Origin of the sequence: Lactobacillus sp. IBH004 (assembly GCF_026185255.2) — a bacterium.
GTDB lineage: Bacteria > Bacillota > Bacilli > Lactobacillales > Lactobacillaceae > Lactobacillus > Lactobacillus melliventris.
The window spans coordinates 890,702-916,157 of record NZ_CP110217.2 but is presented as its reverse complement, the minus strand read 5'-3'; the positions used below and the strand labels follow the sequence as shown (position 1 = coordinate 916,157).

Here is a 25,456-nt window from a genome sequence, read left to right as displayed (position 1 = left end):
TTTCTTACTTAAAATGATAGTTATGTGTTACTTCGCTTTTAATTTGACCTTTAGTTAAGTATTCTTGAAACATTTCTATATAATCTTTATCCCAAATTTTTTCAATCTTATTAATACTGTATTCAGGATAAAACCCCCCACCCATAGCACGATAGTTGTTAACAGCCAAGCGATATGTTTTGGGGGCTAAAATTGCTTGTCCGTGTAATTCCAACTTTGTCAAACGTTCACCTTCTGGTTTTTTGATATCAGCTTCATAAACAAGCGGGTAAAACAAATCAAAATTAAAAAGTTGACTTTGATATTGCGGGGCAAAGCTAACCTGGCCATTGGAATCTTTGGTTAAAAATTTAAGTGAGTATTCAACAATATGGCGTAATTCTTTACCGGTTACTTTAACAACACACAATTGATTAGCAAAAGGATAATTTAACAAAATATCGCGCATTGAAACATTTTTACCAAAGCCCTTGGCAGTTTCGCTCATTAATGCAGTTGCTGAAATATCTGCATGGGTAAAATAAAGCTGCATATTTTGCAGCAAATTGATAAAAGATGAACCCTCAATTCTTGCCTGATTAGCATTTGCTACAGGTGCAGGATTATCTAAATGAGCGATTGGCTGATCAAGCCATTTTTGCGTCTTTTTGTCTAAAGCTAAGCTGACTGAATTAATTGCGGCAGCGGGCTTATAAGCACTTACATCAATTAATTCAGCTGACATTGATTTAATCTTCTTACTATGCTTGTCAATCTCCAGCACTATCTTGCCCAGGGCTTCTCCACGATAACCCGGCTGGACTAGCGCCGTTTTATTTATTACTGCACTCAGTTTGCGATGCTGATGTCCAGTTAACAATAGATCTATGGCGGGAATTTCTTGTAAAAGACGATAACCCTCATTCTCCCCTGTAGCTGGTTCCGTGTTAATTCCTGATTCAATATCAGCCTCGAAGCCGCCATGATAAAGGACAGCTAAAACATTAACTTTTGGCCTTAAAAAAGGTATTAAATGCTTAACCTGTGCAAAAGCAGACCTAAATTCCAAGTTTGCAACATGTTCTGCTGGTTCCCAAAAAGGTATTCTCTGCGTAGCAATTCCGATAATTCCCACCTTTATGCCATTTTTATTTATAATGATATAATCTTGACCAAAAGCCGGTCGACCAGTTTTTTCAGCTAAAATATTACTGTTTACAAAGGGCGCTTTGCTATATGAGAGATACTGTTTTAAATAATCTAAGCCAAAATTAAAATCATGATTACCCAAACAGCGCGCATCATAGTTAATTTGGTTATAGCACTCAGCAAACTTTTTTAATGCAGAGTTATTTTTGCTTTCGTGAACATAGGCTGCTAAAGGTGAACCCTGCAGGCTGTCACCTGCATCCGTAACTATCACGTTTTCAGGTCCATATTTTCTTTTTTGCTCTTCTATTGCGCTTTTTAGCCGGCTAAGTCCGAAAGGAGCCGAATAATCATTCTGGTTTTGATAGTCAGTAGGCATAATAAAACCATGAATATCGCTAGAATGTAAAATTACTAATTTCATTTCGTCTTTTTAATCTTTCTAATCAAACTAAGCAAATAAAAATCAGTATCTTTTTGCATAAAAAAAGACACCGCTTCTTGGTGCCTCTTAATTATTGATTGTCATTTGAGTTAGTTTGACTAACAACTTGACGACCCTTGTAATATCCTTTAGGTGAAACGCGGTGGCTTAAGCGATATTCACCAGTAGTTGCATCATAGTGCATTGCTGGCACAGTTAGCTTAATATGACCACGACGTGAACGTTTCTTTTGCTTAGAAGTATGTCTTTTAGGAACTGCCATTGAACTGATCTCCTTTTTTGTAGAATTACGATTTTAGGCTGCTTTTAGTCGCCCAAAATACTTCACGCTTGTTAATGATACTATTGTATCCCAAATAAATCAAGCTATATTAGTTATTCTTGTCTTGATTATGACCGTAAGAGCCCCAAAAATAACCAATCAAAACTCCGATTATAATCATTAATACTAAAATAATGATCAAAGGTAATTTCAGTTTGAACAAGCCAAAATTAATAGCCACATTATTAGTATTCAAAACAACGAATACCACTGCCAATAACGTTAAAATTAAGGTAAAAATAAGTTTAATCTGACTAGTTTTACTTTTCATAATCCGCACTACTTTCTAGAAGCAAACTTAAGTGACAGTCTATCACCAATCTTGGGAAACAAGTTATATAATTTCGCTAAAACAGCCAGACTGACAGGTAAATTTAGTTCCCGTTTATTACTGCCGAAGAAATGAACTACTTGCCAAGCAACATCATCCGGATCCAGCATGAATTTTTGGACGTTGTCGGCATAATGGCCGCTAGTATCTGCAATATTGAAAAAATTCGTGTAAACAGGGCCAGGATTAACCGTCATCACCTTAACACCAAATGGTTTTAGCTCCAACCGCAATACATTGGAGAACTGAATCACTGCCGCTTTTGACGCGCTATAGGCTGCTGATTTCACAGTAGGAATTTTGCCGGCAATCGAACCAATATTAATGATTTGACCAGCTTTTTGTTCCATCATTAGGCGGCCCACTAAACGACTAAAATACATTAATCCTAAAACGTTAACTTGAAACATAGCAGTAACTTCGCGACGATTAGATTCCACAAAGTTTTCAAATTTGCCAAAGCCAGCACAATTGACTAAATAATCAATATGCTTAGTTAATTTAATAATTTTAGTAAAAGCAGTATCAATTTGATCACTTTGACTCATATCCGTTGCTATTGTATAAGAAGCAGCTCCCGACAATTCATGGGCTTCAGAAGCCACTTTTTCCAGTTTGGCTTTATTTCTGGCGATTAGAATAACTGTTGCACCTCTACCAGCACTTTCGAGCGCAATAGAGTGACCTATCCCACTGGAAGCGCCAGTAATTACCACTACTTTATTTCTAAGAGAATCACTCATTTTTTTCCCCTTTCATAGGAATTACAATCCGATCAAAATCGTTAGCCAATTTAGTGTTTGAAAAAACTTTTTGTGCCTGATTTTCCAATTTTTTGGCCTTAGCACCCAAATACCTGGCAGAAATATGATTTAAATATAAATATTTAACATTATTATCACGTGCAATCTTTGCTGCTTCAACGGCTGTGGAATGATAGTACGAATGAGCTAAATTAGTTTCATTACCCGCAAAAGTTGATTCATGTACCAAAACATCCGCATTTTGTGCCAACTGGGCTATTGCAGGAGTTGAGCGCGTATCATAGATAATAGTAACTATTCTGCCCTTTTTATCAGGTCCCAAAAAGTTCTTACCATCTAATATAGTACCATTTTCTAGAGTTATTTCTTCCCCATTTTTAAGTTTACCAAGTAACGGACCATTAGGTACATTATATTGCGCTAATTTATCCATTAAAAGTTCTCCCGGTTTATCATCTTCAACTACACGATAGCCAAAACTAGGTATTCGGTGGGCTAATTTTTCTGTATAAACTCTAAAACCTTTTCCTTGATAGATTAACCCACCTTCGTCCAAAACGACAAATTTGATCGGATAACTAATTTTTGTACGAGAAATTTTTAAAGCTGTCCGTACAAATTGTTCTAAGCCAGCAGGACCATAAATGGTAATTGGTCCCACATCACCTTGAAAAGATCTCGTTGCAAGTAATCCCGGTAGCCCAAAAATATGATCACCATGATTGTGGGAAATAAATATTTTGGTGACTTTACGCAATCTAATATTGGTTCGTAAAATTTGGTGTTGTGTTGCTTCTCCCACATCAAATAACCAAATTTCATTGATCTCATCAAGCATTTTCAAAGCAATACTTGATACATTACGTTTCTTTGAAGGTTGTCCTGCTCCAGTTCCTAAAAATTGTAACTCCATCTTATTCCTATCTAATACTTAGCTTTTTCAACTATTTTTTTAACAATTAAGACGCTATAATGCTTCGATCCTAATGGCGTAGGGTGTGTTCTATCTTCATAAAACCAGTCAGGATGCTTTTCTGCATAAGCGTGCCAATTAATTACTACAAAATTATGATACTTTTTGGCAGCTTTGGCTAATAAGCCGTTAACCTCATTTTGCCAGGGTTTAGCCGGCACATAGGTATTAATCCAAAACACTTGTCGTTTATTTCCTAGTTGTTTCATCAAATCATCTATATCTGACATTTTGAAAGGGCCATTAGTTCCTAAGCCGATTAAGACATTTTTACCTAAAACTTTTTTATTTTGATATTGTTTTAATAAGCCAAACGAAACATTTAGCTGACGGGAAATTGCGGCATCAATCACAGCTTTAGGTAGCAGACGATTTAAGTCTGCACTCGAACCCGCCATGACAGAATCACCAATAGCAGTTAATTCTACTTTTCTTGCCAACTGTAACTCTGTTTGTGAAATACCAAATTTTATAAAAGACTTATTAACGGGATGCTTTTTTGCAGCTCGCTCAGCTTCTTTTAATAGTTTAGCTTTTTTTTGCTCTTTAGGCCTAATTTTTTTATATTGTGCTATTAACTCATTATTATCCCTTTTTTGTTGTTTGCGATTAGCTCTAATTCTGCGCGCTAATTGACTTTGATTAAAGTTTTGCGCTTTAACTGCTGGTGAAATCAAAATTGCAGTACTCCCTGTAAGAAAAATTAAACCTGCCAGTACCGCTTTTGCCTTCATTAGATAATTTTTATTGTTTTTATCCCAAATTTGTTGCCAATATTTTTTAACTTTTTGCCCTGAAATTTTTCCACAAGGCTTTTCTACCAGCCTGTACGCAGCTTCACTTAAAAAAATGATTAGAACAAGCTCAATTAGATGGTAAAGTTGCACATGATCGGCCATGTCAAAAACTTTATCTTCAAAGAATATCATTACGGGAAATTGGTAAAGATAAATTTCATAGCTTCGAGATCCAATCCAGTTAAAAATTGGATTAGTTAACCACCTGTTCCAGCGACTTGCCGGATGAGCAATTATACCGACAAGTACAGTTACGAGCAGCGTAAACAAAAGCATTCCCCCGCAATATGTAAAGGGCTTTTCAGCAGCCATTAACGGATTAAACAGCAAAGCGATTATACCAACGAGACAAATCATACCAATGATATCCAAAATAATTGAATCATTATGCTTTATAGTAGTTTTTAACTTGTCCATTGGCCAAATAACTGCTAAAGCCGCCCCTAAGCCCAAAGAAAAAAATCTAGTGTCGGTGCCATAATATATGCGATTGATGTCAGCGCCAGAGTTGTACAATACCGTCATTTCAACTGCAGAAAGTAAAGTGAAAAACAAAATAATTTTAAAAATGTTTTTTCTCTTTTTACCGTACTTCACTAATAAAAAAATAACTAGCGGCCATAATATGTAAAACTGACCGTTAATGGACATTGTCCATAAATGAACAAAAGGTGATTCATTAGCTGCAAAACGTTCAAAATAACTTTGTCCGTTTAAAATCTGCCAAAAATTATAAACATTGAGTAAATTAGTCACGACTATTTGACTTAACTTGGCCAATAAATTGCGTTGAAAAAGAATTATATATGCCGCAGATAGCCATAATACCGCAATTAATGGCGGATAAATCTTTTTTAATCTGCTCAAGTAAAACTTTTTAGCATCGTAAAAGCCACTTTCCTCATATGACTTAAGCATCTGACAGGTAACTAAATATCCTGATAGTACGAAAAAAATCGGTACACCAAGATAGCCGCCTGCAAAAGTATTAGGGTCGAGGTGATAAAGTATCACACCGATTACCGCTAAAGCCCTAAGTCCAGAATATCCTGTAATGTATCGATTTTTTGCCATATTTTTCAAAACTTTTCTATTTTATTGGACAAATTCAAAATTGAATGAGCCAATGATTACATCATCGCCGTCAACGGCTCCTTTTTCACGCAGAGCATCATCTACTCCTAGATTTTTAAGCTTTCTAGCTAATCTCATGACACCATCCTGGTAATCGAGATTGGTTCGAGCTACTAGTCTTTCCAGACTCTCACCTTTAATTTCAAAAACATGGTCTTCCAGTTTTGTGACTGTAAAAGTGTTCTTTTGCTGTGTTTGATACTTATATTCTTTTACAACTTGCTGAGATTGTGGTTCCTGCTTTTGCTGCTCTTTTTCTACCTGCTCTATTAGTGATGCTGTATCCTGCATTAACTGATCAACGCCTTGATGTGTCACACTGGAAACAGCATATACAGGTTTTTTAATTTGTTGATCTTCTAAGTCGTGTTTAAATTGCTGCAACTTTTCAGCGGAACCTGGAAGATCCATCTGAGTAGCTACGATAATCTCGCGCCTGTTTTTAAGACTTTGATCATATTCAAGTAGTTCTTGCCTAACAGTCTGGTAGTCTTTGATTGCATCTCGCCCATTGTTAGGATCCATACTTACTAAGTGCAAAATTACTTTTGTTCTCTCAATATGACGCAAAAACTGTAAACCGAGCCCGACTCCCTGACTGGCTCCTGCAATTAAGCCGGGTAAATCAGCCATTGAAAAATCTCGGCCATCAGGTAAAATTACCATACCCAAATTTGGTGTTAGGGTGGTAAAAGCATACGCTGCAATCTTCGGCTTAGCCTTAGTTACGACTGATAATAATGTTGACTTACCAACTGAGGGAAAGCCCACCAGTCCGACATCAGCCAAAACTTTCAATTCCAGGCGTAAAACACGGTCTTCTCCCGGTTCCCCATTCTCTGCAATTTCGGGCGCAGTATTGACACTCGTTGCAAAGTGAATGTTGCCGCGACCACCACGGCCACCGCGGGCTACAACTAATTCTTGTTTATTCTTAGTTAAATCACCAATTTCTTCATTAGTGTTGAAATCATAAACAGTCGTTCCAATTGGCACTTTTAAGTATAAGTCCTTAGCTCCGCGACCATATTGGGACTTAATACGACCATTTTCACCATTTTCTGCTTTAAACTTACGGCGATAGCGAAAATCCATTAATGTTCTAAGGCCACTATCGGCAACAAAAATAATGCTTCCGCCGCGGCCACCATCGCCGCCGGCAGGGCCACCATTCGGGACATATTTTTCATGGCGGAAAGCGACCATGCCGTCTCCGCCTTTACCAGCTTGGACTTCAATCTTAGTTTGATCGACAAATGTAGGCATACAGAATCTCCTTCCGTCTTTCTTAACTACATTACTATACCACACTATTATGTTTAATATCACTTGTTATAAGGTTAACTTAACTGTTTGCGCCTGAGGCAAAGTTAAACCAGCAGAACGTAACTCGTCAATAGAAGCTTCCTTAATTTTCTTTAGAGAGCCAAATTGTCTTAAAAGCTTATTTCTACTTTTCGGACCTATTCCTTTGATCGCATCTAGTTTACTGGACAAAGCATTTTTAGCATGTGTTCTTCGGTGAAAAGTGATTGCAAATCTATGTACTTCATCTTGAATTCTAGTCATTAAATAAAAGCCTTGAGATTTAGGATCTAAAGGAATTAGTTTCAAGGGTATACCATTAATAGGATCGCCATAAAGTAAATGATTAGTCCTGTGCTTGTTATCCTTTACCATACCGGCAACAGGAATATTAAGATTTAATTCATTACGTAAAATATCCTCACAAGCATCTACTTGGATTTGGCCACCATCCATCAAAATCAAATCTGGCATGGGTTTATGTTCTTTAAGTAGTCTGCTGTATCTTCTGCGCACCACTTCACGAGTGTTGCGCACTTCATCGCCACCATTTTGGTGTTCTACTTCACCTTTTAGTTTATATTTGCGATAGGAATTTTTATCAGGTTCACCGTCTTTAAAGACAACTAGAGCAGAAACGGGGTCGGCTCCCTGAATATGCGAATGGTCAAAGCTTTCAATCACGTGACCATATGGCAGTCCTAAAGAATCGAAAATTTCTTTTTGTGCGCCTTTAGTTTTCCTATTGCCCAGCTCTAAGAGACGAAACTTTTCATCTAATTTAAGTTTGGCATTATCCTTAGCCATATTTAACAAAGACCGTTTTTGCCCTCTCTTAGGCGTTCTGACCGGTACATGCAAAACTTCACTTAGGGCTTCATTATCAATTTTAGCAGGTACTAAAACTTCTTTAGGTACGATTCTGTTTCTTTGCCCGTAAAATTGAACAATAAATGAGGAAAATGTATCTTCGGGGTCATTAGTATCGGTCAAAGGATACATTCTGGTTTCACTTCTAAGCAACTTTGCCTGCCTTAAAAAGAAAATTTGAATAGCTATCCATGATTTATCAACGTAGAAATTGAAAATATCACGTTGAGTATTATCGTGAGAAATAATTTTCTGCTTCTCAACTGTTTCTTCAATGTAATTAAGTTGATCACGAATTTCGGCAGCACGCTCAAATTCAAGATTTTTGGATGCAACAGCCATTTTTTGGTTAAGGTCTTTTTTAACCCAGCCAATATCACCGTTTAAAAAGCTTTTGATCTTTTTTATTTGTGCCTCATAAACAGACTTTGGTACTGTTTTAAAACAAGCACCTAAACATTGTCCCATATGATAGTACAGGCAAGGTCTTCCCTGTTTGCCATGACAGCGCCTTAAAGGGAAAACTTTTTGAATAAACTTAAGAGTTGCCTGTGCAGCGTAGACATTTGGATACGGTCCGAAATAATAGCCTCCGTCTTTTCTAATAATACTAGTTAATTTGGTCTGGGGATCCCGCTCGTTAGTAATCTCAATATAGGGATAGCCAGTACCTTGCTTTAACTGCACATTATAATACGGTTGGTATTTTTTAATTAAAGTTACTTCAAGTAGAAAGGCTTCTTTATCGGTTGAAACGGTGATAATATCATAATCGCGAATATTTTCGACCAGTTCTGCCCTTCTGCCAACTTGGGTACTCTTAAAATATGACCGTACACGGCTTCTAAGATTTTTCGACTTACCGACATATATTACCTTACCGTTAACATCTTTCATTAAGTAACAGCCTGGTTTAGCCGGCAAAAGTTTTAATTTGTTTTCAATTAACTGAGTTGCCAAAAAATCACTCCCCCAAATTCGCTATCATATTTTAACATACAATTCGTAATTTGAAATTTGCTTTTGCTTAACGAATCAGATTAAGTAAAGGATGAAAATATTTTACATAAAATTAATTATTTCAAGTTAATTAAAACCTGTTTTTCTAGCTTGTTAATTCTATTTTTAATATAATAAAAATAGAAAGGAAAATTATTATGGGTTTAACTTTTAAAAAACAAGATGAATTAGAAAAATTATTTGATAAATTTGCTACTGTTCCTGAAGATAAAAAGAAAAAAATATCTAAAAACAATCAGAAAGTCAAAGATAATAAATAAAAATGGTTCTACAACGAGAACCATTTTTTCTTACAAATTTACAGATTTTCTTCTATCCATTGCCATACTTCTTTTACATGCAACTTTTGAACAGAACTAAAAGTAATTACACTTACATTGTCATAATTTAAGTTTATCTTTTGTTTTAAAGTATTAATAACTTGATTTTGCTGATTTTTCTTGACCTTATCAATTTTGGTACAGATTATCAAAATAGGTAAATTAAGATAAAGTGCATAATTATACATGGCCACATCATTTTTGGTAGGTTCATGCCGTGAGTCCATTAAGATAATTAGCCCTTGCAAGTTTGCTCGCGTTTCAAGGTAATCCTGAATCATAGTTCCAAACTGCTGTCGCTTTTTTTGCGAAACTTTAGCATAACCATAACCGGGTACATCAACTAAGTAAAACTCTTGGTTTACCAAATAAAAATTTAGTGTTTGAGTTTTCCCAGGCTGTGCTGATGTTCTTGCTAAGTTTTTGCGACTCAGCAGTGTATTTATTAAGCTGGATTTACCTACATTTGAACGACCGGAAAGCGCGATTTCAGGCAAATTATCTGTTGGATACTGGTCTTCACGCACGGCACTAATCGCATACGAGCTATTTTTAATGATCATTGGCTGCCTTAATTTCTTCTCCGTCGTCTTGTTCATCATTTGAGCGACGAGTTACTACCGGTTCGGCACTATCTTCTATCACTTCTTTTGTAACTCTGACACTCTCAATATCAGGCTCACTCGGTGTTTGATACATAATACCCATCATTGCATTTTCTATAATGGTTCTTAAACCACGAGCCCCCATATTGCGTTCAATTGCCAAATCTGCAATAGCGTTCAAAGCACTTGGTGTAAACTCCAAGTTAACTTGATCAAGTGATAGCAATTTTTTATATTGTTTTACCAAAGCATTCTTTGGTTCGGTTAAAATTCTTACCAGATCGTTTCTGTCAAGTTTATCAAGTGTTGCGATAATCGGAATACGTCCAATAAACTCTGGAATCAGACCAAATTTGACGAGATCCCCGGTTGTCAAATGTTTCATCCAGGAATCATCTTGAACCTTATTAAGTTCTTTTTCGGCACTGAAACCGATTATTTTTTTGCCTAGACGACTTTTAACGATTTGCTCAATACCGTCAAAAGCTCCACCAACAATAAATAAAATATTAGTAGTATTTATTTGAATTAACTCTTGTTGGGGATGTTTACGCCCGCCCTGAGGGGGAACAGAAGCAACAGTTCCTTCCAAAATCTTCAGTAAAGACTGTTGAACGCCTTCACCTGAAACATCTCTTGTAATTGAAACATTCTCAGATTTTTTGGAAATCTTATCAATTTCATCAATATAAACGATGCCACGTTCTGCACGTTCAATATCGTAATCGGCATTTTGCAAAAGCTTAAGCAAAATATTTTCGACATCTTCACCGACATAACCGGCTTCTGTTAAGGTCGTTGCATCAGCAATCGCAAAAGGCACATCCAAAATTCGTGCCAAAGTTTGTGCCAAATAAGTTTTGCCAGAACCAGTTGGTCCTATTAAAGCAATATTCGATTTTTGCAATTCTGTTGAAGAGTCAACATCCATTTGAGTAATCCGTTTATAATGATTATAAACGGCTACTGAAAGAATCTTTTTGGCACGTTCTTGGCCAATAACATATTGGTCAAGCTGCTTTTTGATTTCCATTGGTTTAGGTAAATCTTGTGCTTTTTTCAAAGAATCAGATTTTAGTTCATCATCAATTATTCTTTTAGACAGATCAACACATTCGTTACAAATATAAACCCCGTTACCCGCAATCATCTTTTTAACTTGATCTTGTGTTTTGTCACAAAAGGAACATCTTATTTCCTCTTGATCAGTAAATTGTGATGCCATTCTTTTCCTCCTAATATCTACAAGTCCTAGATTAGCATAAATTGCGCTATGTATATGAATTATTTGCTTGGAGAAAAATAAAAAGGCAGTTTGACACCACCTTTTTACCTAGATATTAAAATCCTATTTTTCGTCAGACTTTTTTTCATCTTTTTTTGTTTTGGATTTAGCAACTTGCTTTGCGCTGTCAGCAACAATTTTAATAGCCTTACGAACATTGATATCATGTGAAAGCATATCATCAGTCAAAGTATTGCGCACAGTTTTTTCATCCATGTTGTATTCGGCTGCCAGGTCCTTAATTTCCTTGTCAATTTCTTCTTGTGAAGCTTTAATATCTTCTTTTTTGACAATAGCTTCAAGGACAAGGTTAGTTTTAACCCTTTCTTCAGCATCTTTACTGAATTGTGAACGCAATTGTGCTTCTGTCGTATTAGTTATCTTGTAATATGTTTCAGGGCTGATGCCTTGGCGCTGCATATTGCCTAAATATTGATTCATTTGCGTATCGATATCTTCTTGAATCATAGCATCCGGAATCTTATCGATAGTAGCATTAGCAACTGCACCTTCAATAGCAGCTTGTTCGATTTCGTCTCTTGCAGCCTCTTCTTTTTGAGACTTTAAGTCCTTCTTGATTTTTTCTTTTAAATCATCAAGAGTATCAACTGAATCGTCTACATCTTTAGCAAATTCGTCATCTAGCTTAGGCAATTGCTTAGTTTTAACTTCATGAATCTTAGTAGCAAAATGAGCTTCTTTACCAGCTAAGTCTTTTGCACCATAGTCTTCAGGAAATGTGACAACAACATCAACTTCGTCACCGGCCTTATGACCAACCAATTGATCTTCAAAGCCTGGTATAAAAGTATTTGAACCTAAACTAAGTGAATAATCATCAGCTGAGCCGCCTTCAAATGCCTTACCATCAACTGTTCCCTTATAATCAATAGTAACAGTATCTCCGTTAGCAGCTGCGCTCTTCTTCAATACTAATTCAGCGTTCTTTTCACGCTCTTCTTTTAATTTGGCATCAACATCTTTAGCATATACACGAGTGTTTTGTTTTGGAACTTCAACTCCCTTGTATTCACCCAATTTTACTTCTGGCTCAATAGTAACAGTGGCTTTCATTTGCCAATCTTGACCTTTTTCCATTGAAACCGGCAAAATTTGGGGTTGACCTACAGCAGCAATACCAGCTTCTTTAACCGCTGCAGAATAAGCATTTGGCAGCACAATGTTCAATGCATTTTCATATAAAGATTCCTCACCGTAATATTGATCAAAGATCACACGAGAAACATGTCCCTTTCTAAAGCCGGGAACACGCAGGCTACCCTTTACCCTTTTAAAGGCTTGATCTAGCCCACGCTTTACATCAGCTTGGGGAATATCAAAAGTAAGTTCACCGGTAGTTTTATCGGTTTTATTCCATTTTACAGACATTAATTAAATACCTCCAATGTCAAGTTAAATTGCATCGTTACATACTAAATTATCTTACATTAAACGCTCGCAAAAAACAAACTTAGGCAAAAAAAGATGTACTTCTATGAAGAAGTACATCTTTTTAAACTGTTTTTAACGAACTAGTCAAGAATTTCAGTAACTTGACCAGCACCAACAGTACGACCACCTTCACGGATAGTGAATTTAGTACCCTTTTCAATGGCTGCTGGTTTAATTAATTTAACAGTAAATTCTGTGTTATCGCCAGGCATAACCATTTCAGTACCTTCTGGTAATTCAATTTCTCCAGTAATATCTGTAGTGTGGAAATAGAATTGTGGACGGTAATCTGAGAAGAATGGGGTATGACGTCCGCCTTCCTCTTTCTTCAAAACGTAAACTTGGCCTTTAAACTCGTGGTGAGTTTGAATTGAGCCAGGTGCAGCCAAAACTTGTCCACGAACAACTTGGTCACGGTCAATACCACGAAGCAATACACCAACGTTGTCTCCAGCTTCACCTAAGTCCAAAGTCTTGTGGAACATTTCCAAACCAGTTACAACTGATTTAAGAACTTTATCTACCAAACCGACAATCTCAACTTCATCACCAATCTTAACTGTACCACGATCGATACGACCAGAAGCAACAGTACCACGACCAGTAATAGTGAAGACATCTTCAACTGGCATCAAGAATGGCTTATCAGTTTGACGTTCAGGAGTTGGAATGTATTCATCAACTGTGTCCATCAACTTCATGATAACTTCTTCTTGTTCCTTGTCACCTTGTAAAGCTTTTAATGCTGAACCACGGATAACTGGAATGTCATCACCAGGATAATCGTATTCAGTCAACAAGTCACGAACTTCCATTTCAACCAAGTCAATTAATTCTGGGTCGTCAACTAAGTCAGTCTTGTTTAAGAAAACAACAATGTAGTTAACACCAACTTGACGAGCAAGTAAAATGTGTTCACGAGTTTGTGGCATAGGACCATCAGTTGCGGCAACAACTAAAATAGCTCCATCCATTTGTGCGGCACCAGTAATCATGTTCTTGATGTAATCGGCGTGACCTGGGGCATCCATGTGGGCGTAGTGACGATTTTCAGTTTCGTACTCTACGTGAGCGGTATTAATAGTAATACCACGTTCCTTTTCTTCTGGAGCTGCATCGATTTCTGAATAATCTTCTGCCTTAGCCAAGCCCTTTTCTGATAAAACTTTAGTAATAGCCGCTGTTAAAGTGGTCTTACCATGGTCAACGTGACCGATAGTACCAATGTTTACGTGTGGCTTTGTTCTAACGTAATGTTCTTTTTCTGCCATTAAAATGACCCTCCTGTAAATTTGCAAGAAGTCCGTTGAGTAAGTAACGGATAGTTCTCTGTTGAATATTGTACTACTTTCATAGGCAAATGCCTAGTATTTTAATGCATAGAGCCATGCCTAATGAAAACGTCCTTTGCTATTATACTAAATACTTTGAAAAAGTAAAGACATTTTATCCAATTTTATTCGGATATATTATTATCGATTTTCTCAAACAGTTTTTGATTGCTTCGGCCATCATGATTTTCAATATAAGAAGCAATATCGCTGGCAAAACTGTCGGGATTATCAACATACTTATATAGTTTAGGATAAAGACTGCCTAAAATCAAATTTACTTCGCCTAAAACTGCAGGAAGCTGGCTCGGTTTATGATAATACCGAGAGCCGATGCCTGATACAACTTCCCGATATATCGCATCTTTTTCGAGTAAATTTGTTTTTTGAGGAATAAATTGCTCTGGCTGCCCCAATACCAAAACTCTAAATGTTTCCTGAAGGCCCAGGCGAAACAAATCCTCAATTAAAACTAGCCGAATTGCAAAGTTTAAACTGGGATCCAGCAACAAACTCTGAGCATAATTTTTAAAATTTGGTAAATCTAACTTAAATAATTGTTCGTAATCAAATTTTGTCGGCTTGTCTTTATGCTTGAAATTAACCATTATTTGCTGCTGCTTTGTCTTACTAACAGGTTCAACTAAATCCGGTAACTCGTAGGCAGTAATATTTTTTACCTCTAATGCTTCAATAGAAAAGTGATTCATTTTCAGAATTCTACTGTATTCACGAAAAATTTTAGGATTAGTAAACAAGTCTTTTTCTTCTTTAATTAACTCATAAGCTGAATAATTTTGTTTATCCTTGAGATAAAGCTCGCAAAGACTAAGTACGACTTCATTACTTGGTCCAATTCTTAATGCCTCTTCAAGATTTTGTATTGCTTGAGTAAAATCCCCTTTTGCTGCGAATTTTTGGGCTAAACTGAGCAAATTTTTTTGACTTAATGAAGTCATTTATTTATCTTTCTTGATAATTCTTTGACCGGTTTTATTGACATCAACAGGATGATGAGTTTCTTTCTTGGGCAACTCGCTTTTACTATTTCTTTTTTGCATAGCACGATGGCGGTTTTGGTTAACCTCCATTACTACTGGTAAAACTACTGGGCGTCTATTCGTTTTGCGGTAGAGAAACTTTTCCAAATCATTTCGAACATCTTGTTTAATTTCAGTCCAATCAAATTTTTTATGTTCAAAATTATTATTGATAGTTTTTTTAATCAATTCAATGCTGTCACGCATCAGTTGCTGATTGGCCTTAATGTAAACAAAGCCTCTGCTGGTAACTTGTGGTTGAGCAATAATCTTTTTCTTACGGCGATCAATTGTGACTACAGCAATGAAAATACCGTCATCTGATAATACTTCTCTGTCTCGTAAAACAATATTACCAACATCCCCGATACCAGAGCCGTCAATCATCGTATCCTCACCTGGGACCGGATCTGTTAAATAAAGGCGCTTTTGATTGAAATCGTAGTTTAAGCAATCTCCATTCTTGGTAATAAAAATATTATCTTTATCCATTCCTGCCCTAATAGCTAAGTCCTTGTGTACTTCAAGCAGTCGATATTCACCAATAACGGGAATTAAAAATTGCGGTTTCAAAATATCAATAAGTAGTTGCAAATCACGGCCTGTCGCGTGTCCACTGGTATGCTTTGCCTTACCTAATTGAATAACGGTCCCACCAGCACGATAAACCAGATCACTGGTTTGTGCCACAACCGTTTCCACAGAATGAGAAGGTGTCGTCGCAATAAAGACTAGGTCTCCCTTATGAATTGTGATCATGCTGTGACGGTTCTTAGCCATCTTTTGCAATGAATTTAAGGGCTCACCCATTTGACCGGTTTCCAAAATAACCGTCTTTTCATCTGGAGTTTCTTTTAAATTTTTAACCCTCATTAATAAACCTTTAGGGACATTCAAATAACCCAGATTCATTGCAGTACGAACGATTTTGGCTAAATCTCTTCCAGTCAGTAAAACATGTCTACCCGTTTGATAGGCCGCGTTTAAAACTTCTTGAATTCTAATCAAATTCGAGGCTTTTGCAGCAACAATTACCCGACCATTTGCATTACGAAAAACATTTGTAACATAATCTCCAATGTCCTGTTCAGCAACATTTGGTAAAGATGCCTCTGCATTTGAAGAATCACTTAATAAAGCCAATACCTTTTTTTGACCAATTTCAGCTAATCGATCTAGATCAGTCCGGTATTTAGGAGCAGCGGAAGGGTCAAATTTAAAATCGCCTGTGTAAACCACCTCTCCGGCTGGAGTATGCACGTCAATGCCAAGAGAATCAGGGATGGAATGCGTAGTTGGGAAAAAAGAAATATTGGCGTTTTTAAATTCAATCTCTGTTTCCGCATCAATCACGTGAAAGAGACTGTTTTTACACCGTTTATTCTCACGTCTTACTGTTATCTTAGCCAATTCAATTGTTAATTGGGAGCCAAAAACTGGAATGTCATATTTTCGTAGAATATAAGGTAGTGCCCCAATTGAATCTGCATGTCCATGTGTCAAAAAGATGCCGACTACCTGATCACCATATTGCTCGAAAAAATCCATATCTGGAATAACCAGATCTATTCCAAACAATGTACTGTCGGGATATTTAAGGCCGGCATCAAGAACAAAAATTTCATCATTAACTTGAACAGCGAACATGTCTTTTCCTTGCTCACGAACACCGCTCAAAATCATAATTTTAACTTGATCAGTCATTATATTTCCTTTTCTTTAATTGCTATTCAGTTGTTATTTATGGATCAGATGATCACAACGTAAAAAGTATCTTTTTTTATTCTAGCATAAAATGGTATTATGACAAAAATAAAAAAGCCGATTCAATACTCGAACCAGCTTTTTTAGATCTCAATTAAAATTAACGACGTAAGCCTAACTTCTTAATTAATTCACGATAGCGATTAATATCTTTGTTTTGTAAATAACGAAGCAAGTTACGACGGTGACCGATTTTCTTCAGCAGGCCAACATAAGAATGGTGGTCATGTGAGTGATTTCTCATATGCTCAGTCAGATTGTTAATATCTGTAGTCAAGATTGCCACTTGAACCTCAGTTGAACCTGTATCACCTTCGTGAGTCGCAAATTTTTGAATGATTTCATCTTTTTCAGCTTTTGAAATTGCCATAATATTTTCACCTTTCATTAAAATAATTGCCGTTAACAACGTTAACCGTCAGGTGTGAGCGTGCAAACAGCGTTAACGGTTCACAACAATAGTATAATACAGACAATTTTTTTAAAAAGCAAGTATAATTTATCTTGCATCTGCAATTATCTTTCAGTATAATCTATAAAGTAGAATTACGATCAATGGAGGTGAATTTTATGCCACAAATCAAATCAGCTATTAAGCGTGTTAAGACTCAAGATGCTGCTAGAAAGCGCAATGCTGCTCAAATGAACAAGTTAAGAACTGCCGTTAAGAAGTTTAAGACTGCTCAAGCTGCTGGTGCTGATAACGCCTCCGAATTACATGTAGCTGCTGCTCGTGCTATTGACAAGGCAGCTTCAAAAGGACTTATTCACAAGAATAAAGCTAGCCGTGATAAGAGTCGTTTAGCTAAACTTGCAAAATAATAATTTGATTAAATGATAATCAAAAAGACAGAAGTGAAAATCATTTCTGTCTTTTTATTTACCAAAATTTATACGTAATTAGACATTAAGAATAAAGAGCTTCAAAAAATTATCGGCTCGATATTGACCATTTTTATAATTATAATCCAGTTTAATTGCTTGCTCTAATAGCTGTGCTACTTTTTCTTTTGCTAACTTATTTTTTAGCGCCAACTTAACACGATAAGGATGAACACCAAGTTTTCTTACAATTTCAGCTTCACTTCTCCCTCTTGCTTTAAGTATTTTAACTATCAAAATCATTTCCAATTGATTTTCAAAAACCGTAAGTATTTGAATTGGATTATTTCCGTTTTGAAGTTGATTATTTAACCGAGCGATAGCTTCTTGGTAGTTTTGGGCTAAAGCTGAATCTAAAATTGCAAAAATATTTTGTGCTAGTGATAAATCAACATTCTTTTCAACTATTTCAGTAGTGATATTCCTGTCAACAGCTACCATCTTCAGCTTATTATAATTACTTAAAACTATATCTAAAACCTGGTCACTGCGTTCAAGCAACAATGTTGCAGCAGAATTTGTAATATGATAGCCCTCGGTCGTTATAATTGCTTTAATTACTTTATTCAGATCATAAGGCCGAACTTGAGTCTCAACAACGTTAAAATTTTGCGTGACGGACTTCGTTATTTTTTTGCGCCGATCTAATTTTTCATAAGAGGCGACAATAACTATGACATCTTCAAGTTTTGCAGTATTTACAAAAATATTTTGCAGCTGAGTGACCTGCTTTTGATATTTTTTGGGAACCTTTGACGTTAAGAAAAAAGGGTTCTTAATTGTTATTACTTTTTTCTGGCTAAAAAGACTTGATTCAGTAAGATCAGCAATTAATTCGTCTAGCCCCTCTGCTTCGCAATCAACGGATACTTTTTCATAGTCTGCGAAAATCTCATCATGTATATACGAGCTAGTAAGATATTCATTTAAAAAACTATCATTTCCATTAATTAAAGTATGCAAAATTTTTTTATTTGAGTTTTTAAATAAAGAAAGTAATGTCATTTTTTAATCACCGGCAAAAATCTTTTAAATTTGGGTTTTATTAAAACACCATAGTTCCAAGTTATCATACCACAGTCCTGAGTCGAAGCCCATGGAATATGTTGGCTTCGAAGAGTAGCAATAGTTTCTGGATGAGGGTGCCCAAAGCGATTCTTGCGGCCAGCAGAAATAAAGACTCTTTCTGGTTGCAAAGCTTGCAAAAATTCTTTATTGGAAGCGGTTCGACTTCCATGATGTCCTAACTTAAAATAATCAGCATGTAAATGATAACGGCTCAATATTTCCAGTTCCCCTTTTTGACCCAGGTCTCCGGTAAAAAGCCAGCTTTTGTTTGCTAATTTAAATAATAACGAAAGTGAATCTTCATTTTTACCAATACCTGGCTTAAAGGGATATACAACTTTGAAGGAAATTGGTGGCTCATTTATTGTTTCACCGGCTAACAGCTGTACAATCTGTTCTTTTTGAATCCGGCCTGTTATTCTTTTGCGAAATGACGGATTTCTGATCAATCCCTCCGCCATATACAATTTCTTTACCCGAATTTGACTCAAAAGTGGCCTTAAGTCCCCTACGTGATCGGCATCCTGATGGCTGATAAAAATTCCGTCAATTTTATTTATTCCCTGTGCTTTCAAAAAAGGCACGGTGATTTTATTAATCTGCGGGGTTATTTTTTTACCATTAAAATTTAACTTTCCACCAACGTCAATGAGATAAACATGCCTAAAAAGAGGCGTAGATATTAAGATACTATCCCCCTGTCCTACGTCAATAAAAGTTACTTGACCCTTGAGGGGAAAATGAATCGTTAAGAAGATTAGTCCGTATATAATTAAGGCCAGCTTAAAAAGATATCTGATTAGTTTTTGATTTTTAGACTTTTCATTTATTAATACCAACAATATAGAAGTTAACAGTAATAAAAACAGGCATTGCCACCAATTAATTTTCCCAAATGTTAAAAGACCAATTTTACTATTAGAAAACTTCGCAATTACTTTCTCACCTTGTTCAAGTATCTTTTCAAGGAAATAACTACATCGGGGACTAATGTTAAAAATAATTAAATTAAAAAAAGTCAAGGGCATAACAACCCAGTTAAAATATGGTACCACTAACAAATTAAAAAAGACCGTTAGCAGATTAAACTGAAAGAAATGAAATAAAAGTAGTGGCAATAACAAATTGTTTAAAGCCCAGGACTGTCTAAACTTAGTCAGGCTTTTAGTCATTTCAAGGCCCAAGGCTAAAGTGTAACTTAAAAGAGCTCCAGTACTCATCATGAGTCGAGGATTGACCAACATATGCAAAACAGCCGTTAATCCTAGCAGATCTGCCTTATTAATTTTTAGCTTATGCAACGAAAAAATTTGCCCCAAGATATAGGTTAAACTCGCTCTAATAAATCCAGCTTGACCATTACTTAGAAAAATACCGACTAATAAGATAAACAAGCAAAAAATGAAAGTTTCTTTTTCAGTTAATTTACAGTAATAGCACATTGTGCTTATTACTAGCGTGTAAATACCAACATGCAAACCAGAAATGCTTAAGATATGAATGACACCGAGGTCACGATAATTATTGAGTATTGTTTGGAATTTCTGGTCAGGGCTTTCTCCCAATATAAGTTCATTACTAAAAAAAGACAAAATCGGTGGAAACTTTTGCAAAAATTTCTTTAACTGAAAACGCCAGTAATGCAGGTGATTTGCTAATCCTCCTTTCTTAATTTGGATCTTAAAGCTCGTTAAATTAACTTGCTGAGTAATCTTTTTACTGCGGTAATATTTTTGCTGGTCAAATTCTCCAAAATTCGAAGCTGGTTCAATTGGGTTAACGTCACCAGACAAATCATGTAATATAACTTTATAGCCATAATTTAATTGCTTTAGCTGACTTGAACTCAATTTGCCAGAAACTAAAATCTTACTTCCAGCCGTCTGCCCTTCAACCGTAAACCAGTCATCGGAAATCTTCATTTTGTCTGGAAAAAAGGTAATAGCTGTATTGGGTTTAAGTGCAAAATTAGTTTTACTCATGTCAGAGTGAAAACCAAAAATAGTTGCCAAAAGAATAATAAAAATTAGCCATTTTAAAGAATTAAATTTAAGTAAAAGTAAAAAACCTAAATAAAAAACTATTAATAGGCAAGTACATTTTTGCACAAAGGTATAGCATTGATATTCCAAGAAACTTAAATTAATTAGTAATAAGGCCAGTAGCAGGAAAAACCCAGGTCGCAGAATATCAAATTTCCAGTTGGTCTTTAAGCGCAGCAAAAGTCTTTTCTCCAATTCCTGATACCTGCATTAAATCTTCAACAGATTTGAATTCTCCGCTTTTTTGACGGTAAGCAATAATTTGCTGAGCCTTTTTTTCACCAATACCATTTAGTTGTTGCAGTTGACTTACGTTTGCAGTATTAATATTCACCTTGTTACCGGCATTAGTTTGGTCACTTGTTGTCTCAGGGGCAGAATTAGAAGCATTGGAAGAAACCGATTCAACGACTTGTTCTGCTTTAATTTTTTCACCTTTGTATGGAATGTGAATTTTATCTTGATCTTTCAATATCAATGCTCGATTAACATTCTTTAGCTGCGCATTATTCTTAATCCCCCCTGCGGCGGCAATTAAATCATTTAAACGTGCTCCACTTTTTAAAGTATAAACGCCTTGGTGATTAATCGCGCCTGATATATCACAGGTCACATCTTTAGGCTTAGTTACAGCTACTTTTTTGGTAACAGATTCAGTATTTGACAACTGTTTGCTTGAATCACTGCCGGTTTTATTTTTATTTTGCACAGTGTTCTCATTTTTATAATCAAATTCGTCAAAAGTGTCATTTGAGTTTGGCCTTTTAGACCAAACTACTAGAACAATGACTAAAAGAACCATTCCAATCAAAAAATATTGTTTGTGTTCCTCAATAAAAGCTTTAATTTTTTCCCAGTTCATTTTTTCAACCCCCATTTATAAGTACGCAAAAAAAGCCCAAAAACTTGGGCTTTTAGTAATTATTGATATTTTTGTTGTAAATAATGGAGTGCATCATCAAAAGTACGAACGGGAACTATTTTCATTCTAGTACCAATCTGCTTAGCTGTTTTTTTAGCTAATAAATAATTGCTGGTGACTTTTTTCATTCCTGCAGTATCCGTTGGGGCAAAAAACACTTCAGCGCCGGCTTTGTCAGCAGCTACTACTTTTTTATCAACGCCGCCAATCATGCCAACTTTTCCAGTAGGACTGATAGTTCCAGTTCCAGCTATTTTATGTCCTTGAGCCAAATGTTTACCCGAAAAAACTTCGTAACTGGTCAAGGTAAACATTAAACCAGCTGAAGGACCACCAATTGCGCCAGCATTAATCGTTACTTGAGGATGGGTTTCGACCTGTAAATGTTCGACCAATTGAATGCCAATACCTGGCTTTCCTGTCCCTGCAACTTTAACGATTTTCCCTTTGAAATCTATTTTTTTCTGTTCACGCAAAGCATTAATTACAACTTCAGAGCCAATCTTTTTCTTTTGAAAGTAATTGATCATTTCTTCAGTTGAGCGAAATTTATGACCATTTGCTCCCAAAACGGTATCTCCTATTTGCAACTTATTTCTAAAACTGGAACCCTTTTGTACCTGCATAACATATACGCCTTTATAATGCAGTTTAGGCTTAAGACCTGCCTTTTTAGCCGCACAATAAAGTGCATTTTGCTGACTTGTTTGCATATACCAATTTTGTAGTTCCTGATACTGACTGTTACTTGAATTACCCAGTAATTCAGACTTGGGAATGCGACTGGCATATTTTTGAGTATAACTAAAAAGGTACTCCCAGACTGATGCCGGCTGGCTAGTTTCACTAACTGTAACTAGATAGAAATTATTGGGCGCCTTGGCCTTACTTTTCACAAATTGTCCTACTGGAACTGCGCTTCCCGGCATTTCAATATAATAATTTGTCGGCCAGTTCAACCCAATAAAAACTAGAAAAAGAGTCAGAATAAAAAGCAGCCATTTACGTGTTTTACTATTTCTTTTAGCATGATTTTCTTCTTTATTCATGAGAATTTTTCCTTTAAAGCCTTTGCAGCCTCGCTGGGCAAGAAACTATTAAAATCACCATTAAATTGTGCAATTTCTTTAATAATACTAGATGCAACATAACTATTTTCCGGTTTAGTAAAAAGCAAGACTGTACTAATATCATTTGCCATTTTTCTATTCATTTCCGCAATCTGTTGTTCAAATAAGAAGTCTGTATTGTTTCTGACTCCCCGCACGATAACATTTGCGTGTAAATCTCGTGCTACATTAACTGTCAGCTGATCAGGCTTTAGTAGCACCTCAACATTTGGTAGGTTTTTAACAGCAGCTTGGCATAATTTTTGCCTTTCGTTATCTTTAAAAAGATATTTTTTAGCCGTATTAACCATTACTACTACGTAAACTTTATCAAAAATTGCAGCTGCCTGCTTAATAACATCAACATGTCCATTAGTAACAGGATCAAAACTGCCCGGAAAAATTGCTACACTCATTATTATTTTTTATTCCTTTCGATAAAAACGGATAATGGTTTTACCCAGGTGCTTTTCTTTAATAAACTCAAAACCAGCAACTACCTCCAAATCCGTCTGATCATCTGTTTCAGCTACTATTATTGCTCCTTGATGTAGCAAAGCTAAATCACGCATTTTTGCCATATCAGACGCAATTTTTTGCTTTGCATATGGCGGGTCCAAAAAAACTAAATCAAATTTCTGTTGCTCTTCAGCCAGTTTATTCAAGGCGGCTTTACTGGACATCTTATATACAGAGAAAAGATTAGGCTCTTTAGTTAAGGCAATATTTTTGCGAATAATCGCTACGGCCTGGTAATTAATGTCTATTATCACGGCATGATGACAACCGCGAGAAACGGCTTCTATTGCTAAAGCACCACTTCCGCCATATAGATCAAGGACTTCACCACCAGAAAAGAATTGACCTAATGAATTAAACAGTGACTCTTTAACTTTATCACTAGTCGGTCTTGTCTTTTGACTCTTTAAAGTAAATAAATTTCTTTTGGCATATTTTCCAGAAATAATTCTCATAATAGTTGTTCTGTATTTTCCTGACGTTCTTGTAACTTTCTTTCAGCATCTGCTGCTAAATCCGTAATTTGTTGTTCAATATGATCACTTGAAAGATCGATTTGATCCCATTTTGATCTTTCAACCCTGTCAACAAAATCAAGTGCATTCAGATTCCGAATAACTTGATCGATCTCATTTTGATTTACATATAAAATACAATAACCGAATTTTTTAGAAAAATATACTATATCACCATAATGCCTTAGCTTATATTGGTTGCTGACTGAATTTAAATAAACAATAATGCTCAGCCTTTGGCTAATATTTTTATTGGTTAAGTCTTGCTTGATGCTCATTTAAAACTTCCTTCTTTTTCGATTCGTTCATTTGCTGATATGTTCAGTACAATCCCAATAGCGGCTGATAAGATAATTAAAGAAGAGCCACCGTAGGAAATAAAAGGTAATGTGACCCCGGTTATAGGCAATAGACCAAGCACGGCTCCTACATTAAACAGAGTTTGAATAAAGATAATTGTAGTAACTCCAAAACATACCAGAGCATTGAATTGAGAACTGGCATGGATACCAACTTCCATAATACTCCATATAAGATAAAACATAAGACTTAGTATGACTAGAGCACCAATAACCCCAATTTCTTCTGCAATTATAGCTAAAATAAAGTCTGTGTATGGTTCTGGGAGATAGCCCCGTTTTTGCATGCTATTGCCTAATCCTACTCCGAGCAAACCACCATTATGAATAGCATAATACGAATTAACTAGCTGGGCACCACCCTTTTGCTCAAGTTCAAAAGGATGCAGAAAAGACATAAAACGGTGATATTGATACTTATTTTGTAAAAAAGCAGGATTCAATTTGATAACTAGGAAGATAAATAAATATATTCCAACTGCAATACCAATTAAGCATAATACTGCATTTTTAGCAGGAACACCAGAAACAGAAAACATGATAATCACAATCATGGCTAAAATAGCAGTACCGCCAAAATCCGGTTCAAGTATAACCAAAAGCATCATAAAAGCAGCTAAAATTGCTGGCCTATACAAATTACGAATAATTTGGCCTTTTTTGAAAGCTCCATCATGACGGTCTAAGAAATAAGCTAAGTAAATTATCAGCGACAGCTTGGCAATTTCTAATGGTTGAATCTTTATTATCTTTAAATCAATCCAGCCAACAGAACCATTTACGGCTGCGGCAGATCCCTTAAAAATTTTCAAGAGAATTAGGTAAATGAGCAGCAAAAAACTAAGACCTAAAAACCAGATAACAAATTTGCGACTCTTAAAAATTTCTAGTTTTAAGAAAAAGCACAGAGCACAGCAAACAAATACGGCAAAGACGGCATACAGAGCCTGGCGAATACCATATATTGCCGGGTTAAAGCCATTAACTAGTAATATGTCCGAGCTAGCCGAATAAACCATTACAATTCCAAAAACGACTAAGAGAATATAAGGTATGAAAATATTGTAATTTAAATGGTGAAGTTTTTGCCGCACTAGCCGACCTCTCCTTCTGTAACTTAATCTACCTTTATTATAAGCATTATAAAACAAAAA

Annotated in this window: 25 protein-coding genes; 2 read left to right on the top strand and 23 right to left on the bottom strand. The window is 35.9% G+C overall.

Features of this window, described 5'->3' with window-relative positions; genetic code table 11:
• Positions 1–4: 4 nt before the first annotated feature.
• The 8 genes from LDX54_RS04650 to uvrC all read right to left on the bottom strand — a co-directional run bounded on the left by LDX54_RS04650 (position 5) and on the right by uvrC (position 9,029).
• Entirely contained in the window at positions 5–1,552 is a 1,548-nt protein-coding gene (locus LDX54_RS04650; protein WP_265666745.1) for a bifunctional UDP-sugar hydrolase/5'-nucleotidase, read from the bottom strand.
• Positions 1,553–1,643: 91 nt separating this feature from the next.
• Positions 1,644–1,835, bottom strand: coding sequence for a 50S ribosomal protein L32 (gene rpmF / locus LDX54_RS04645; protein ID WP_034979275.1), 192 nt, complete (start codon positions 1,833–1,835; stop codon positions 1,644–1,646).
• A 109-nt stretch (positions 1,836–1,944) separates the two neighbouring features.
• The gene (locus LDX54_RS04640; RefSeq protein WP_046324786.1) at positions 1,945–2,166 is read right to left on the bottom strand and encodes a lipopolysaccharide assembly protein LapA domain-containing protein; all 222 of its coding nucleotides are present in this window, start codon (positions 2,164–2,166) and stop codon (positions 1,945–1,947) included.
• An 8-nt stretch (positions 2,167–2,174) separates the two neighbouring features.
• Positions 2,175–2,969, bottom strand: a complete 795-nt coding sequence (locus LDX54_RS04635; protein WP_265666746.1) for an SDR family oxidoreductase — start codon at positions 2,967–2,969, stop codon at positions 2,175–2,177.
• Positions 2,962–3,903, bottom strand: a complete 942-nt coding sequence (rnz, locus tag LDX54_RS04630; RefSeq protein ID WP_046324784.1) for a ribonuclease Z — start codon at positions 3,901–3,903, stop codon at positions 2,962–2,964. Before rnz ends, LDX54_RS04635 begins: the two co-directional genes overlap by 8 nt.
• A gap of 11 nt (positions 3,904–3,914) precedes the next feature.
• On the bottom strand, positions 3,915–5,834 hold the full coding sequence (locus LDX54_RS04625) for an acyltransferase family protein (RefSeq protein ID WP_265666747.1): 1,920 nt from the start codon (positions 5,832–5,834) through the stop codon (positions 3,915–3,917).
• Positions 5,835–5,855: 21 nt separating this feature from the next.
• Complete coding sequence (gene obgE, locus LDX54_RS04620) at positions 5,856–7,160, bottom strand: GTPase ObgE (protein ID WP_046324782.1); 1,305 nt, start codon at positions 7,158–7,160, stop codon at positions 5,856–5,858.
• 66 nt (positions 7,161–7,226) lie between these two features.
• Positions 7,227–9,029 carry an excinuclease ABC subunit UvrC gene (gene uvrC, locus LDX54_RS04615; protein ID WP_046324781.1) on the bottom strand — a complete coding sequence of 601 codons (1,803 nt, stop codon included), beginning with the start codon at positions 9,027–9,029 and terminating at the stop codon, positions 7,227–7,229.
• A gap of 197 nt (positions 9,030–9,226) precedes the next feature.
• Here uvrC and LDX54_RS04610 point away from each other — a divergent pair, with 197 nt between their 5' ends.
• The gene (locus LDX54_RS04610; protein WP_255409580.1) at positions 9,227–9,349 is read left to right on the top strand and encodes an SPJ_0845 family protein; all 123 of its coding nucleotides are present in this window, start codon (positions 9,227–9,229) and stop codon (positions 9,347–9,349) included.
• A gap of 38 nt (positions 9,350–9,387) precedes the next feature.
• Here the strand turns inward: LDX54_RS04610 and yihA are convergent, their stop codons facing one another.
• The 7 genes from yihA to rpsO all read right to left on the bottom strand — a co-directional run bounded on the left by yihA (position 9,388) and on the right by rpsO (position 17,256).
• Positions 9,388–9,972, bottom strand: coding sequence for a ribosome biogenesis GTP-binding protein YihA/YsxC (gene yihA, locus LDX54_RS04605; RefSeq protein WP_046324780.1), 585 nt, complete (start codon positions 9,970–9,972; stop codon positions 9,388–9,390).
• Entirely contained in the window at positions 9,962–11,239 is a 1,278-nt protein-coding gene (clpX, locus tag LDX54_RS04600) for an ATP-dependent Clp protease ATP-binding subunit ClpX (protein ID WP_046324779.1), read from the bottom strand. The genes yihA and clpX overlap by 11 nt, the downstream gene beginning before the upstream one ends.
• Positions 11,240–11,362: 123 nt before the next feature.
• Positions 11,363–12,688, bottom strand: a complete 1,326-nt coding sequence (gene tig / locus LDX54_RS04595) for a trigger factor (RefSeq protein WP_046324778.1) — start codon at positions 12,686–12,688, stop codon at positions 11,363–11,365.
• 143 nt (positions 12,689–12,831) lie between these two features.
• Positions 12,832–14,022, bottom strand: a complete 1,191-nt coding sequence (tuf, locus tag LDX54_RS04590) for an elongation factor Tu (RefSeq protein ID WP_045928030.1) — start codon at positions 14,020–14,022, stop codon at positions 12,832–12,834.
• A gap of 185 nt (positions 14,023–14,207) precedes the next feature.
• Positions 14,208–15,041, bottom strand: coding sequence for a tetratricopeptide repeat protein (locus LDX54_RS04585; protein WP_265666748.1), 834 nt, complete (start codon positions 15,039–15,041; stop codon positions 14,208–14,210).
• Positions 15,042–16,826, bottom strand: coding sequence for a ribonuclease J (locus tag LDX54_RS04580; protein WP_265666749.1), 1,785 nt, complete (start codon positions 16,824–16,826; stop codon positions 15,042–15,044).
• A 160-nt stretch (positions 16,827–16,986) separates the two neighbouring features.
• Positions 16,987–17,256: a 30S ribosomal protein S15 gene (gene rpsO / locus LDX54_RS04575; protein ID WP_034979304.1), complete on the bottom strand. Its 270-nt coding sequence runs from the start codon at positions 17,254–17,256 to the stop codon at positions 16,987–16,989.
• A 200-nt stretch (positions 17,257–17,456) separates the two neighbouring features.
• On the opposite strand from rpsO, the gene rpsT reads away from it, so the two are divergent.
• The gene (gene rpsT / locus LDX54_RS04570; RefSeq protein WP_046324775.1) at positions 17,457–17,708 is read left to right on the top strand and encodes a 30S ribosomal protein S20; all 252 of its coding nucleotides are present in this window, start codon (positions 17,457–17,459) and stop codon (positions 17,706–17,708) included.
• A gap of 78 nt (positions 17,709–17,786) precedes the next feature.
• Here the strand turns inward: rpsT and holA are convergent, their stop codons facing one another.
• The 8 genes from holA to LDX54_RS04530 all read right to left on the bottom strand — a co-directional run bounded on the left by holA (position 17,787) and on the right by LDX54_RS04530 (position 25,396).
• Positions 17,787–18,773 (bottom strand): DNA polymerase III subunit delta, encoded by a 987-nt coding sequence (gene holA, locus LDX54_RS04565; RefSeq protein ID WP_265666750.1) that lies wholly within the window; start codon positions 18,771–18,773, stop codon positions 17,787–17,789.
• Positions 18,770–20,818 (bottom strand): DNA internalization-related competence protein ComEC/Rec2, encoded by a 2,049-nt coding sequence (locus LDX54_RS04560; RefSeq protein WP_265666751.1) that lies wholly within the window; start codon positions 20,816–20,818, stop codon positions 18,770–18,772. The genes holA and LDX54_RS04560 overlap by 4 nt, the downstream gene beginning before the upstream one ends.
• A gap of 208 nt (positions 20,819–21,026) precedes the next feature.
• Positions 21,027–21,740: a helix-hairpin-helix domain-containing protein gene (locus LDX54_RS04555; RefSeq protein WP_265666752.1), complete on the bottom strand. Its 714-nt coding sequence runs from the start codon at positions 21,738–21,740 to the stop codon at positions 21,027–21,029.
• Positions 21,741–21,799: 59 nt separating this feature from the next.
• Entirely contained in the window at positions 21,800–22,849 is a 1,050-nt protein-coding gene (locus LDX54_RS04550) for a SepM family pheromone-processing serine protease (RefSeq protein WP_046324771.1), read from the bottom strand.
• Positions 22,846–23,325, bottom strand: a complete 480-nt coding sequence (gene coaD / locus LDX54_RS04545) for a pantetheine-phosphate adenylyltransferase (RefSeq protein ID WP_265666753.1) — start codon at positions 23,323–23,325, stop codon at positions 22,846–22,848. The genes LDX54_RS04550 and coaD overlap by 4 nt, the downstream gene beginning before the upstream one ends.
• Positions 23,326–23,334: 9 nt before the next feature.
• Complete coding sequence (rsmD, locus tag LDX54_RS04540) at positions 23,335–23,883, bottom strand: 16S rRNA (guanine(966)-N(2))-methyltransferase RsmD (protein WP_046324769.1); 549 nt, start codon at positions 23,881–23,883, stop codon at positions 23,335–23,337.
• Entirely contained in the window at positions 23,880–24,221 is a 342-nt protein-coding gene (locus tag LDX54_RS04535) for a YlbG family protein (protein WP_122026005.1), read from the bottom strand. The genes rsmD and LDX54_RS04535 overlap by 4 nt, the downstream gene beginning before the upstream one ends.
• Entirely contained in the window at positions 24,218–25,396 is a 1,179-nt protein-coding gene (locus LDX54_RS04530; RefSeq protein ID WP_122026004.1) for an FtsW/RodA/SpoVE family cell cycle protein, read from the bottom strand. Before LDX54_RS04530 ends, LDX54_RS04535 begins: the two co-directional genes overlap by 4 nt.
• Positions 25,397–25,456 lie beyond the last annotated feature (60 nt).

Excerpts from the sequence above, each read along its gene's own strand:
- LDX54_RS04650 (WP_265666745.1), bottom strand. The coding sequence starts at position 1,552 with ATGAAATTAGTAATTTTACATTCTAGCGATATTCATGGTTTTATTATG.
- rpmF (WP_034979275.1), bottom strand. The coding sequence starts at position 1,835 with ATGGCAGTTCCTAAAAGACATACTTCTAAGCAAAAGAAACGTTCACGT.
- LDX54_RS04640 (WP_046324786.1), bottom strand. The coding sequence starts at position 2,166 with ATGAAAAGTAAAACTAGTCAGATTAAACTTATTTTTACCTTAATTTTA.
- LDX54_RS04635 (WP_265666746.1), bottom strand. The coding sequence starts at position 2,969 with ATGAGTGATTCTCTTAGAAATAAAGTAGTGGTAATTACTGGCGCTTCC.
- rnz (WP_046324784.1), bottom strand. The coding sequence starts at position 3,903 with ATGGAGTTACAATTTTTAGGAACTGGAGCAGGACAACCTTCAAAGAAA.
- LDX54_RS04625 (WP_265666747.1), bottom strand. The coding sequence starts at position 5,834 with ATGGCAAAAAATCGATACATTACAGGATATTCTGGACTTAGGGCTTTA.
- obgE (WP_046324782.1), bottom strand. The coding sequence starts at position 7,160 with ATGCCTACATTTGTCGATCAAACTAAGATTGAAGTCCAAGCTGGTAAA.
- LDX54_RS04610 (WP_255409580.1), top strand. The coding sequence starts at position 9,227 with ATGGGTTTAACTTTTAAAAAACAAGATGAATTAGAAAAATTATTTGAT.
- yihA (WP_046324780.1), bottom strand. The coding sequence starts at position 9,972 with ATGATCATTAAAAATAGCTCGTATGCGATTAGTGCCGTGCGTGAAGAC.
- clpX (WP_046324779.1), bottom strand. The coding sequence starts at position 11,239 with ATGGCATCACAATTTACTGATCAAGAGGAAATAAGATGTTCCTTTTGT.
- tig (WP_046324778.1), bottom strand. The coding sequence starts at position 12,688 with ATGTCTGTAAAATGGAATAAAACCGATAAAACTACCGGTGAACTTACT.
- tuf (WP_045928030.1), bottom strand. The coding sequence starts at position 14,022 with ATGGCAGAAAAAGAACATTACGTTAGAACAAAGCCACACGTAAACATT.
- LDX54_RS04585 (WP_265666748.1), bottom strand. The coding sequence starts at position 15,041 with ATGACTTCATTAAGTCAAAAAAATTTGCTCAGTTTAGCCCAAAAATTC.
- LDX54_RS04580 (WP_265666749.1), bottom strand. The coding sequence starts at position 16,826 with ATGACTGATCAAGTTAAAATTATGATTTTGAGCGGTGTTCGTGAGCAA.
- rpsO (WP_034979304.1), bottom strand. The coding sequence starts at position 17,256 with ATGGCAATTTCAAAAGCTGAAAAAGATGAAATCATTCAAAAATTTGCG.
- rpsT (WP_046324775.1), top strand. The coding sequence starts at position 17,457 with ATGCCACAAATCAAATCAGCTATTAAGCGTGTTAAGACTCAAGATGCT.
- holA (WP_265666750.1), bottom strand. The coding sequence starts at position 18,773 with ATGACATTACTTTCTTTATTTAAAAACTCAAATAAAAAAATTTTGCAT.
- LDX54_RS04560 (WP_265666751.1), bottom strand. The coding sequence starts at position 20,818 with ATGAGTAAAACTAATTTTGCACTTAAACCCAATACAGCTATTACCTTT.
- LDX54_RS04555 (WP_265666752.1), bottom strand. The coding sequence starts at position 21,740 with ATGAACTGGGAAAAAATTAAAGCTTTTATTGAGGAACACAAACAATAT.
- LDX54_RS04550 (WP_046324771.1), bottom strand. The coding sequence starts at position 22,849 with ATGAATAAAGAAGAAAATCATGCTAAAAGAAATAGTAAAACACGTAAA.
- coaD (WP_265666753.1), bottom strand. The coding sequence starts at position 23,325 with ATGAGTGTAGCAATTTTTCCGGGCAGTTTTGATCCTGTTACTAATGGA.
- rsmD (WP_046324769.1), bottom strand. The coding sequence starts at position 23,883 with ATGAGAATTATTTCTGGAAAATATGCCAAAAGAAATTTATTTACTTTA.
- LDX54_RS04535 (WP_122026005.1), bottom strand. The coding sequence starts at position 24,221 with ATGAGCATCAAGCAAGACTTAACCAATAAAAATATTAGCCAAAGGCTG.